12 protein-coding genes are annotated in these 11,019 nt (G+C 74.6%); 5 read left to right on the top strand and 7 right to left on the bottom strand.

The features are described from left to right. Positions 1 to 1,680, top strand: a 1,680-nt coding sequence (locus E1165_RS25420; RefSeq protein WP_256370694.1) for an FtsK/SpoIIIE domain-containing protein, incomplete at its 5' end; no start/stop codon positions are given. Next, positions 1,677 to 2,339, top strand: a complete 663-nt coding sequence (locus E1165_RS25415; RefSeq protein WP_132394259.1) for a hypothetical protein — start codon at positions 1,677 to 1,679, stop codon at positions 2,337 to 2,339. The genes E1165_RS25420 and E1165_RS25415, both read left to right, overlap by 4 nt. Positions 2,340 to 2,465: 126 nt before the next feature. Here the strand turns inward: E1165_RS25415 and E1165_RS25410 are convergent, their stop codons facing one another. Next, positions 2,466 to 3,737, bottom strand: a complete 1,272-nt coding sequence (locus tag E1165_RS25410; RefSeq protein ID WP_132394258.1) for a cupin domain-containing protein — start codon at positions 3,735 to 3,737, stop codon at positions 2,466 to 2,468. A 9-nt stretch (positions 3,738 to 3,746) separates the two neighbouring features. Beyond that, entirely contained in the window at positions 3,747 to 3,989 is a 243-nt protein-coding gene (locus E1165_RS25405) for a hypothetical protein (RefSeq protein ID WP_132394257.1), read from the bottom strand. A 261-nt stretch (positions 3,990 to 4,250) separates the two neighbouring features. Between E1165_RS25405 and E1165_RS25400 the strand changes: the two genes are divergently transcribed. Both E1165_RS25400 and E1165_RS25395 read left to right on the top strand, forming a co-directional pair. Next, positions 4,251 to 4,994, top strand: a complete 744-nt coding sequence (locus tag E1165_RS25400) for a PIG-L deacetylase family protein (RefSeq protein WP_132394256.1) — start codon at positions 4,251 to 4,253, stop codon at positions 4,992 to 4,994. A 9-nt stretch (positions 4,995 to 5,003) separates the two neighbouring features. Beyond that, positions 5,004 to 5,756, top strand: coding sequence for a DUF72 domain-containing protein (locus E1165_RS25395; RefSeq protein WP_132394255.1), 753 nt, complete (start codon positions 5,004 to 5,006; stop codon positions 5,754 to 5,756). A gap of 75 nt (positions 5,757 to 5,831) precedes the next feature. On the opposite strand, the gene E1165_RS25390 is transcribed toward E1165_RS25395, so the two are convergent. Then, positions 5,832 to 6,260, bottom strand: coding sequence for a DUF2267 domain-containing protein (locus E1165_RS25390; protein WP_132394254.1), 429 nt, complete (start codon positions 6,258 to 6,260; stop codon positions 5,832 to 5,834). Positions 6,261 to 6,724: 464 nt separating this feature from the next. Between E1165_RS25390 and E1165_RS25380 the strand changes: the two genes are divergently transcribed. Further along, positions 6,725 to 8,485: a DUF1996 domain-containing protein gene (locus tag E1165_RS25380; RefSeq protein WP_132394252.1), complete on the top strand. Its 1,761-nt coding sequence runs from the start codon at positions 6,725 to 6,727 to the stop codon at positions 8,483 to 8,485. Between the two features lie 59 nt (positions 8,486 to 8,544). Here E1165_RS25380 and E1165_RS25375 read toward each other — a convergent pair whose 3' ends face one another. The 4 genes from E1165_RS25375 to E1165_RS25360 form a co-directional block, all read right to left on the bottom strand. Then, the gene (locus tag E1165_RS25375; RefSeq protein WP_132394251.1) at positions 8,545 to 9,414 is read right to left on the bottom strand and encodes a DUF72 domain-containing protein; all 870 of its coding nucleotides are present in this window, start codon (positions 9,412 to 9,414) and stop codon (positions 8,545 to 8,547) included. Positions 9,415 to 9,465: 51 nt separating this feature from the next. Next, a complete protein-coding gene (locus E1165_RS25370) occupies positions 9,466 to 9,864 on the bottom strand; it encodes a TraR/DksA C4-type zinc finger protein (protein ID WP_132394250.1) in 399 nt (132 codons plus the stop codon). A 153-nt stretch (positions 9,865 to 10,017) separates the two neighbouring features. Continuing rightward, positions 10,018 to 10,686 (bottom strand): uridine kinase, encoded by a 669-nt coding sequence (locus E1165_RS25365; RefSeq protein ID WP_132394249.1) that lies wholly within the window; start codon positions 10,684 to 10,686, stop codon positions 10,018 to 10,020. A gap of 22 nt (positions 10,687 to 10,708) precedes the next feature. Further along, positions 10,709 to 11,019 (bottom strand): winged helix-turn-helix domain-containing protein (locus E1165_RS25360; RefSeq protein WP_132394248.1); only part of this gene is annotated, 311 nt, incomplete at its 5' end.

Raw genomic sequence — 11,019 nt, 5'->3', positions numbered from 1 at the left:
CCACCGACCCCCTTCACCGACCTGCTCCCCCCACCCGAGCAGATGTGGAAGGAGGATTCGGCGCACGGGCTCACCGCCCCCATCGGCGAGGGCCCGCACGGCCGCCCGGTGCTGCTCACTCTCGGTGACTACCCGCCGCACGCGCTGATCGGCGGGCCTTCCGGCACCGGCAAGACCAACCTGATCTTCGCCTGGATCGGCGCGCTGGCCGCCCGCTACTCCCCGGCCGAGCTGGAGTTCTACCTGCTCGACTTCAAGGAGGGGGTGTCCTTCGCCCGGTTCGCCCAGGGCCGGCGCGACCCGAGCTGGCTGCCGCACATGCGGCTGGTCGGCATCAACGTCAACACCGACCGGGAGTTCGGGCTGGCGTTGCTGCGGTTCCTCGCCGAGGAGCTGCGCCGACGCGCCGACGCGGCGAAGAAACACGAGGTCACCAAGCTCGCCGAGTTGCGGGCGGTGGACCCGACCGGGCACTGGCCACGCATCGTGGCGGTGGTGGACGAGTTCCAGGCGCTGCTGGCCGGCCGGGACGTGGTCGCCCGGGAGGCCGCCGACCTGCTGGAGGACCTGGCCCGGCGGGGCCGCTCGCAGGGCATCCACCTGGTGCTCGCCTCACAGGACGTGCGTGGCATCGAGGCGTTGTGGGGGCGGCCGGCGCTGGTCGCCCAGTTCACCCTGCGCATCGCGCTGCCCAAGGCACTGCGGATCCTGGCCGAGCGCAACGACGCCGCGCAGGCGCTGCCGAAGTACCACGCGGTGGTCAACGCCGAGTCCGGGATGACCGAGGGCAACGAGGTCGCCCGGATCCCCTCGGCCAGCGACTGGGAGACCTGGAGCGAGTTGCAGCACCGGCTGTGGCGGATGCGCCCGGCCGACGCCGCCCCGGCCCGGCTCTTCGACGGCGACGCGGTGCCCCGGTTGACCGACGCGCCCGACTTCCGCGCGCTCACCCCGGCGGCCGGCGACGCTCCACCCCGGGGGCCGGTGGCGCTGCTCGGCGAGATCATCGACGTGCAGGCCCGCTCGGCGGCGTTGCGTCTGCCCCGGGCGCCCGGGCGGAACCTGGCCGTGCTCGGCACCCGCGTCGACGAGGCGTGCGCGGTCCTCGACGCCGCCGCCCGATCCCTGGCGCGCCAGCACCGTCCCGGCGCCGCCCGCTACTCCATCGCCTGCCTCGACCCGGACGCCGACCCGGCGGCCCGCGCCCTCTACGAGGACCTGGCCGACGACGCCGCCTGGTACGACGAGGAGACGGTGCCGGAGCTGATGGCCGAGACAACCGAGGCACTGGGCCGGCCCGGCACCCCGGCCACGCCGCACTACCTGTTCCTGTTCGCCGTCGACGCGGCGGCCGGCGCGTTGTCGAGGGGCACCGGCGGGCGCAGCGGCCTGGACCGGCTGCGCCGGATCCTGCACGACGGGCCGGAACGGCGTACCCACGTGCTGGCCTGGTGGCGGGGGGTGGCACGGATGCGGGCCGACCTGGGCGGGCCGGCCGCCCGCACCGACCAGATCGGGGCGTGGGTGGCGCTGGACGTACAGGGCGGCGAGCTGGGTTCCTCGTTGTACCCGGGCACCGGCGGGCCGGACTGGTACCCGCGCCCGTGGCGGGGGCTGTTCTTCGACCGGGCGGTGCACCGTACCGGACAGGTGATCATCCCTTATGGTCCGTCCCGATGAACGAACCGGTCGCCAGTGACACGTACGCCGCCCACGTCCGCCGCCTCGCCGAGCTGACCGGCCGGGTAGCGACCCAGCGCGCCGAGGCACAGGCCTGGTACGACCAGCAGTGCGCCGCCGCGGAACGGGCCGTCGCCGAGGCGAGCGAGCAGCTGCGCCGCGCCGAGGCGGAGCTGGCCGAGGCCCGGTCCATGGTGGACCGGGTCGAGGCCGAGGTGACGCACCTGTGGGCGGAACTGCGTGGCCGGCTGGGACTGGGCGCGCGCCGGCTCGGGCCGCCACCGGGGCCGGCCCGCGACGCCACGGGTGACCCGGTCGACGCGTTGCGCGCCGTGCGGGACCTGCTGGACCGGGCCGGGCAACCGGGGGAACTGCCGGGATCGGCGAACCCGCTGCTGGCGCTCTGCGGGGTGGCCGGCGCGCTACTGGCGTACGCGCTGGGAGCCGGCGCCCGGGCTGCCGGCGAGCGGTACGGCGGCGACCTGGCGGTGGGGATGCCGGTGCTGGCGTTGGTGGTGACCCTGCTCGGCCCGCTGGCCGGGCTGGCGCTGGCGAAGCGGCTGGCCGACCGCCGGCACGCCCTGCTCGGCCCCCGGCCGGCGGCGATCGTGCTGGTGGCCGGCCTGGCGACCACGGTGACACTGCTGGCGGCCCGCTAACCGCGCCACATCCCGCTGACCGCGCCGCGCCATGACCCCCGGTACGCCGTGGGCTGCGCAGGTCGGGGCGTGCCGGTCCCCGGACGCCCCGATCCACCGCGAGCCGAGCCACCACGCGGGGGCGGGTCAGGCCGGGACGGCGACGGCCTCGCGCAGCAGCCGGCGGGCCAGCACCAACCGGTCGGCGTCGTCGTCCAGTCCGGGCAGGTCCCCCACCCGGATCCCGTCCCCGGTGAGCAGGGCACGCAGCGCGGGCACGCACTGCGCGGGCAGGGTGATCGTCCGGTCGAACAGGCGCAGCGCCACCCTGTCGTCACCGGTGGCGGTGAGCTGCCAGCGCAGCCCGCCCCGGGGGGCGATCCGGCTGTCGGCGTCGAGCCCGGCGAGCGCGGCGGCCTGGGCCAGGGGCCGGATCGGCGCCGGCCGGGCGGCGGGCCAGGCCCGCTGCCGCAGCCGGGCGGCCACCGCCGCCGGATCGGCCCGCAGCAGCCAGTCGCGCAGCGCCTCGACGGTCTCGGTGAGTTCCGGCTCGATCGCGTCCGGGTCGGTGACGTCGGTGTCGAACGGCAGCCCGGCACGCAGCCGGGGATCCTCGGCGGCGAGCGCCAGCAGTTCCTCCACCAGGGCGTACCGGGTCAGCGCCCGGATACCCACGGTCAGGTGCAGCGAACGGGACTCCTGCGCCTGCGCGCTGTGCAGCCAGCCGCGTGGCAGGTAGAGCGCGTCGCCCGGTTCGAGCACGACGTCCAGCGCGGCGGGACCGGAGGCGGTGGCGGAGACCTCGTCGGCCCGGCCGCCCCACGGCTGCCTCTCGAGCGGGTCGGGCAGCACCGGCGGGTGGATCCGCCAGTGCTTGCGGCCGTCGACCTGCAGCACGAAGACGTCGTGGGTGTCGTAGTGGGTGGCGAAGCCCTGGCTGCCGGCCGGGGTCAGGTAGGCGTTGACCTGCAGCGGCTGCGTCAGCGCGGTGCCCAGGTCGCGGGCGAAGTCGACCAGCGCCGGCCAGGTGCGGTGCAGTCCCTGCAGGACCAGCGTGGCGCCGGAGGCGTACAGCTCCAGGATCTTCTCGTCGAGGACCTGGTCGCCGATCTCGGCGCCCGCGCCACCGCCGCCGGTGTAGCGGGCCGCGGGCACGAGTTGGCCGTCCTTGGCCACCCGCAGGAACGGGGTACGCAGGCCGCGCCGGCTCAGCAGCTCGTCGGCGTCGGCGGGACTGAGCAGGTCGGTGAAGCCGCGCGGGTTGGGCAACTCGGCGGCGCGGGAGAGCAACGGCTCCCGCCCCCAGTACGCGGTGGCGAACTTGGCCGGCTCGACGCCGACGCAGCGGGCCAGGGCGGCGGTGGCGGAGGACGGAACCGCCGGGCGGCCACGGCCACCCGGCGGGTCGATGATCGTCATGATGGTCGGTCAGTCGGCGCTGCCGTCGGCGCCGCCGTCCTGCTGGCCCGGGGTCGCGCCACCGTCGGCCGGACCCTCCGCGCCACCGTCGGCGCCCCCGTCCTGCCGGCCCGGGGTCGCGCCACCGTCGGCCGGACCCTCCGCGCCACCGTCGGCGCCCCCGTCCTGCCGGCCCGGGGTCGCGCCACCGTCGGCCGGACCCTCCGGGCCGCCGCCGCTGGTGGTCTGCATGTCGTCGTCGTTGAGTGCCATGGGTGCTCCCTCGGGTGTGCCGCCCCGCCGTCGGTCGGGGTCTGTCGTGCAGCGGGTGGTACCCCACGCCGGATCTTCTCTAACCACACCGTAGACCCCGGGGCGCGGCGACACGGGCGGTTCGGCGGGCTCGGGGTGGTACGCCGTTGCCGCAGCTCCGTCCGTCGGCGGTGGCGGGCCCGGGACCGGTCGGCCGGGCCGGCGGGCGGCGACCCGCCGACGGTGCCAGGATGGGGTCAGGAACGGGACAGGGAGGTCGTGGTGGGACAACCGGAGCCGTTGACGCCGGTGGTGGAGGACTGGCAGCGGGCACTGGCCGTGGTGGCCCACCCGGACGATCTGGAGTTCGGCGCCGCCGCCGCGGTCGCCCGCTGGACGGGCCAGGGCAAGGAGGTCGTCTACTCCCTGGTGACCAGCGGCGAGGCGGGGATCGACGCGGTGCCGCCGGACCGGGCCCGGGTGCTGCGCGAGGAGGAGCAGCGGGCGTCCGCACGGGTCGTCGGGGTCACGACGGTGGAGTTCCTCGGCCTGCCCGACGGCCTGCTCGAGTACGGCGTGCCGCTGCGCCGGGCGATCACCGAGGTGATCCGCCGGCACCGACCGGACATCGTGATCACGAACAACTTCCGGGAGACCTGGGACGGGGCGACGGCGCTCAACCAGGCCGACCACATCGCCACCGGGCAGGCGACCCTGGACGCCGCCCGGGACGCCGGCAACCGCTGGATCTTCCCCGAGCAGCTTACCGACGGGGTCGAGCCGTGGAACCGGGTACGCCAGGTCTGGGCCGCCGCCTCCCCCCGCTCCCGGCACGGGGTGGACGTCACCGACACCTTCGCCGCGGGAGTGGCGTCGCTGCGGGCGCACGAGGCGTACCTGCGCGGGCTCGGCGACGGCGGCTTCGACCCGGAGGAGTTCCTGGAGGGGGTCAGCCGGCCCGCCGGCACCCGTCTGGGTGTCCGCTACGGCGCCGCCTTCGAGGTCCTCCCGCTGGACCTGCACTAGGCGGTCGCGGTGTTCCTGGTCGGCACCTCTGGGTGGCAGTACCGCGACTGGCGGGAACGGTTCTACCCGGCGACGCTGCCGCAGCGGCGGTGGTTGGAACACTTCGCCACCCGGTTCGCCACCGTGGAGGTGAACAACGCCTTCTACCGGCTGCCGGAGCGGGAGACCTTCGCCGCGTGGCGGGCACGGACCCCGGCGGACTTCTGCGTGGCGGTGAAGATGAGCCGCTACCTCACCCACGTCAAGCGGCTGCGGGAGCCGACCGAGCCGGTGGCCCGGTTCCTGGGTCGGGCCTCCGCGCTGGGCGACCGGCTCGGGCCGGTACTGGTGCAGCTGCCACCAAACCTGCCCGCCGACCCCGACGCGCTGGACGCCACCCTGCGGTTGTTCCCCGCCGACGTGCGGGTGGCGGTGGAGCCGCGCCACCCGTCCTGGTGGACCGACGAGGTCCGCCGGGTGCTGGAACGCCACCGCGCGGCGCTGGTGTGGGCCGACCGGCTCGGCCGCCCGGTCACCCCGCTGTGGCGTACCACCGACTTCGGCTACCTCCGGCTGCACGAGGGCCGGGCCCGGCCGTGGCCACGCTACGGACGCACCGCGTTGGGCACCTGGGTACGCCGCCTTGGCGCGGCCTTCGACGACCCCGAGCCGGCGTACGTCTACCTCAACAACGACCCCGGCGGGGCGGCCGTGGTCGACGCGGTGGCCTTCGCCGCGCTGGCCCGCCGCGCCGGCCACCCGGTGAGCCGCGTGGCGGCGTGACGCACCCTGCCTCGGCCGGGCGGCGTGCCCCGGCCCGCTCCGCGCGCGGCGGAACGGGCCAATCGGTCACCCGGGTCAGGGCAGCATCTGCCGCAACTCCCCGGGCATCGTCGACTTGACGTCGGCCCACTCGCCCTGGGTCACGTGCCGGCGCAGGGTGTCGAGCACCACCTGCACCACCCGTTCCGGGCCGCCCTCCACGTCGTACGGGAAGCCCTGGCGGACCTCGTAGAGGAAGTCGTCCCGGTTGAGCTTGATGGGCACGTCGTCCGGCTGCCAGCCGTCGAAGTAGATCCCGCGCACCAGCACCGGCAACTGCTGGGCGAACTCCACGCTCTCCTGCACCGGCATCCGGTCGCGCAGCAGGTGCAGGACGGTACGCAGCGCCGCGTACGACTGGTTGCGCTGCTCCTTGGGCCAGCCGTACGCCGCCTCGATGTCCTTGAGGATCAGGTTGGTCTTGTCCATCGACGACTCGAACGCCGAATGCAACTGCTCAGCCATCTCGCCACCCCCGCGTCTCGGTCTCCCGTCCCCGGTCGTCGTCGCGTCGCGGCGGTCCGGACGGGCCCCGCCGGTACTGGACCGGGCTGAACCGGCCGGTCCGGGCCGGACGCCGGAGGCCGCCGCCCGCGCCGACCACGTGCAACACGACGACACGCCGTGGGTCCGCCACCACCCGCACTCCCATACCGGTCACCTCCGTGCCTGGCTCAGGCCGGTCGGAACACCGACCGACGCCGCCCATGCTGCGTCGCCGGCGGGTGAGGGCACCTCACCCGGCAGGGGTGAGGCCGGCGGGCTTCGCACGGCTGCCGCGCCGCGTCGGCACCGCGCAGCCCGCGGCGGCAGTTCTTACCGAGCGGTTACCGGACGGCCCGAAGGCGATCGGCGCGGCGGCGGCACCCGTACCCCCGGCCGCAACCGGCACCGCGGTGCCGAAGCGCCGCTCATACGAAGGGACCGAGATGACCGCCAACCGAAATCAGGGCAGGCAGCGCAGGACCAGGATCATCGCGGCGGTGACCGCGGTCGCCGCGGTGGGGGTGCTCACCGTGACGTTCGTGTCCGGCGGGGGTCGTGACACGGCCTCGGCGGAGGCCGACCTGGCCGACTTCGTCCCGATCCAGCAGGTACAACCGAACGTGGTGACGCCGCCGCCGGCCGCCGGCGCGTCCACCGGCGTGTTCACCGTGGACTGCGGCACGAACGGCAACGGCAAGTTCAGCCCGGACAACCCGGTCGCCCAGCCCGGCATCCGCAACGGCGCGGAGCACCTGCACGACTTCGTCGGAAACCTGGCGATCGACGCCAACACGCCCAACGAGGCGTTGGCGGTCTCCGGCACCACCTGCCGCAACGGCGACCGGTCGTCGTACTTCTGGCCGGTGGTCCGGATCGACCAGTCGGTACGCGCGGATCGCAAGGCCCAACTGGCGCAGGCGCTGTCCACGACCCAACCGAAGGTCTCCTGCCCCCGGGTCGCCGACCGGCTGCCCGCGATGCCCAGCTCGGTCAGCCGCAGCGTGCGGCGGGACCTGGCCGCCCTCGACCGGCAGCTCGCCACGGCGAACACCGCCATGACCGCCAGTCGCGGACGGATCGACCAGCGGCTCAACCGGTCGGTGATCCAGCGGCTGCGCGCCGAGCGCGCCACGACGATCAAGCGGATCGCCACGACGATGAGCCAGGCGGGCAGCCGTCCGGTGGGCCTGGTGTCGCTGGTGGACTGCGAGGTCAGCTACGACGGGCTGCACGCCGCGCACGCGGTGGGCAGCCGGGCGGCCAGCGGCGCCAACCCGACCGTGCGCTGCCCGAGCGTGCGCGACAAGCTGCCCGAGGTGCCGGCCCGGGCGGTCGACGAGGTGAACCGGACCCTCGACCTGATGGACCGGGAGATCGCCGCGGCCAACGAGCGGCTGGCCACCAGCGGGGGTCAGGGCGGCCCGGACTTCGCGCAGAACGCCGTGGTGGGGCCGTTGCGCGCCAAGCGGATCGCCGCCCTGGACCGGATCGCGATCGCGATCGGCCGCGGCGCGGAACGGCCGAAGGGCCTGGAGGCGCTGGCCCCCTGCGTGCTCGACACCCGGCCGGTGGGCGAGCAGCCTGGCGCGGGCGACAACGGCAACGACGGCGACGGCGCGGCACCCTCGGCGCTGCCGGAACCGCAGGGCCCGAACCTGGAGCTGCCGAACAACACGGGCCGCATCGTGCAGCCGTCGAAGGTGCTGATCGAGTACCGGGGCAACGCCACCTCGCCGGTGCGGCCGATGCCGATGTTCCTGCGGGCACTGACCGGTGACGCGAAGCCGATCAGCCGGGGCCCGGCCAACGCGCGGGCCACCTGGACCTGCTCGGGCTTCGCCGACCGGCTCTCCGACAAGTACCCGATCTGCCCGAAGGGCAGCCAGGTGCAGCGGGTGCACGACTTCCCGGGCTGCTGGGACGGCCAGAACGTCGACAGCGCCAACCACCGCGACCACGTGGCCTTCGCCGACCCCGCCACCGGTGCCTGCCCGGCGGGCTTCGAGGCCATCCCGCAGCTGCGGATCACCATCTCGTACGACATCCCGCGCCACATCCAGCTCCGTGGCCAGTACGCCCTGGACTCCTTCCCCGAGGAGGACCACAACCCGTTCTCGGACCACAACGACTTCATCAACGTCAACTCGGTGCCGCAGATGAAGAAGATCGCCACGTGCATCAACGACGGTCGCCGCTGCCGGTAGCCGTCCGCGCCCCGCACGTCGTCCGGCGGGCCGAGTGCCCGCCGGGCCTCGCGGCGGCGTCACGCCGCGAGCAGGTCCTGCAACTGCCGGGCATTGGTCTGGGCGTAGTCCCGATAACAGTTGTTGAGCAGGACGTGGGTCTGTTCCGCGTTCCGCGCCAACTCGCGCAGCTTCGGCGCCCAGTCACGCAACTCCCGCTCCGAGTAGCGGTAGCCGAACTTCTCGTGGATGTCGCTGCTGGTCCACCTGTCGCTGTGGCCGTGGAAACGCACCACGGCCAGATCGGCGGTGGCGGCCAGCACCGGGGGCACCGAGCTGCGGTGGCCCTGCGGCATGTCCACGCTGACGTACGCCAGGCCGTGCCGGCGCAGGAAGGTGAGGGTCTCCTCGGCGTTGTCCCCGTCGAACCAGGAGGCGTGCCGGAACTCGAAGACCGGGCGTAGCGGGCGGCAGCGCCGCTCCACCTCCAGCAGGTACTCCTTGTTGAACCGCTTGATGGTGAACCAGGGCGGGAACTGGAACAGCAGCGCGCCGAGCCTGCCGGCGTCGGCCAGCGGGTCGAGCGCGCCGAGGAACCGCGTCCAGACCTCCTCGTACGCCTGCGCGGTCAGGTCGCCCGGGTAGACGGTGCGCTTGTCGGTGGCCGGGCGCAGGTCCTTGTAGAGCGCGGAGACCCGGGTCGGGTGTCCGGTCAGCAGGCTGAACGCCTTGACGTTGAAGGTGAAGCCGGGCGGGGTCCGCTCCACCCACAGCCGCGCGGTCCGCTCGGCCGGCGGCGAGTAGTAGGTGGCGTCCACCTCGACCAGGGGAAACTGTCGGGCGTAGTACGCCAGGCGTTTCTCCGGGGTGTCCGCGGTCGACGGGTACCAGCCGGAGTCGAGCAGCGTCCGGTCGGTCCAGGACGCGGTGCCCACCTTGATCTCACCCATGCGAGGAGTCCACCGCGCCCCCGGTCCGACCAGCCACCACGACGCCCTCGTTCAGGCGGCCCGCCGCTCCCGCGTCTGCTTGCAGGCCACACAGGCGGTGGCCGACGGGAAGATCTCCAGGCGCTCCACCGGGATCGGCGCCGAGCAGCCCTCGCAGAAGCCGTAGGTGCCCTCGTCGAGCCGGTTCAGCGCGTGCTCGAACTGGGCACGGCGTTCCAGGATGGTCCGCAGCAGGGACTGCGCGGTGTCCCGCTCGGCGGTCTTGGTGCCGCTGTCGGCCTGGTCGTCGCCGGCGGTGTCGCCGACCTCCACCAGCCGCAGCACCTGGCTCTGCGCGACCGCCTGCTCGTACTCCGCGGACAGCTCGTCGTAGCGGGCCCGCAGGGAGAGTCGGATCTGGTCGATCTCCGCCTGAGATCGGCCCGTACCGACCGTGTCGTGGACGAGCATCACTGCCTGCCTTTCCTCTGGCCTGTGGGCGGTCCGGGCGGTTCGCCCCGGATGCGGGCGGCCCGGGCGAGATCACCCGTGCCTGTTGAGCCGGGCGATTACCCGCCTGCCGAGTGGGCCAAACCGGCGAGTTTCGCCGCTCCCGCCGAGCCGTCAGGCCGGCTCGACGACGGCCGGGTGCCGGGGGTCGTCGGCGCGGACCACGACGTCGGCGAAGGTGGCCGGGGCGACCTCGTCGGCGTACCGGGCGAACGCCGGCAGCGTCCAGCGCAGCCGCGGATCGGTGCGCCGGTCCAGGGCGGCCGGGGAGAGCGCCAGGTGCACGGTGAGGTCGAACGGCAGGCCGCCGCCGAGCAGCAGCGCTCCGCTGACCAGCAGCACCGCGCCGGGCGGCAGGTCGACGTACGGGGCCCGGCTGGCCCGGTCGGCGGCGGCGTCCCAGAGTGACGGCAGGACCCGCCCGGACCCGTTGGGGCCGGCCGGGTCGAGCACCTCGCGGCGCAGCCCCGCCTCGTCGGTCCAGCCCTCGTAGTAGGCGTCCGGGTTGGTGCGTCCCTGCTCGTACCGGACCGAGGCCGGGCGGAGGAAGTCCTCGGCGCGGATCCGCAGCACCGGCCGGCCGCCCGCCCGCAGCGGGTCGACGAGGGCGTCGGCGAGCCGGTCCGGGGCGGCTGCGGGCGGCCCGTCGACGGCCACCCGCAGCCGGCCGGGCCCCGGCCCGCCGGTGGGGGCCGGGCCGGACCAGGCGGGACCGGCGACGGTGAGGACGCGCTCGGTCAGCTCGGCGACGAGCCGCTCGGGTGAGATGGGTCGGACGCGCACCCGACCATGGTGCCCCGATCGGTCAGCCGGTGCGGTCGATGGTGACCCGGGCGTCGTCGGCGAGCCGGTAGCCGACCCCGTAGACGGTGGTGACCAGCGGGACGTCCACGCCGACCTTGCCGCGCAGCCGGCGCACGTGCACGTCGACCGTGCGGACCCCGGCGTGCTCGTAGCCCCAGACCGCGTTGAGCAGTTGCAACCGGGTGAAGACCCGGCGCGGGTGGGCCACCAGGTGCAGCAGGAGGTCGAACTCCAGCCGGGTCAGTGGCAGCGGTTCCCCGTCGCGCAGCACGGACCGGGAGGCGGCCAGGATGTGCAGGGCCGGGATGGTGG

This window comes from Micromonospora sp. KC723, assembly GCF_004348595.1.
Taxonomy (GTDB): domain Bacteria; phylum Actinomycetota; class Actinomycetes; order Mycobacteriales; family Micromonosporaceae; genus Micromonospora.
The sequence above is the reverse complement of the archived record's forward strand: the minus strand, read 5'-3'. Positions and strand labels throughout refer to the sequence as shown.

Excerpts from the sequence above, each read along its gene's own strand:
- E1165_RS25415 (WP_132394259.1), top strand. The coding sequence starts at position 1,677 with ATGAACGAACCGGTCGCCAGTGACACGTACGCCGCCCACGTCCGCCGC.
- E1165_RS25410 (WP_132394258.1), bottom strand. The coding sequence starts at position 3,737 with ATGACGATCATCGACCCGCCGGGTGGCCGTGGCCGCCCGGCGGTTCCG.
- E1165_RS25405 (WP_132394257.1), bottom strand. The coding sequence starts at position 3,989 with ATGGCACTCAACGACGACGACATGCAGACCACCAGCGGCGGCGGCCCG.
- E1165_RS25390 (WP_132394254.1), bottom strand. The coding sequence starts at position 6,260 with ATGGCTGAGCAGTTGCATTCGGCGTTCGAGTCGTCGATGGACAAGACC.
- E1165_RS25380 (WP_132394252.1), top strand. The coding sequence starts at position 6,725 with ATGACCGCCAACCGAAATCAGGGCAGGCAGCGCAGGACCAGGATCATC.
- E1165_RS25375 (WP_132394251.1), bottom strand. The coding sequence starts at position 9,414 with ATGGGTGAGATCAAGGTGGGCACCGCGTCCTGGACCGACCGGACGCTG.
- E1165_RS25370 (WP_132394250.1), bottom strand. The coding sequence starts at position 9,864 with ATGCTCGTCCACGACACGGTCGGTACGGGCCGATCTCAGGCGGAGATC.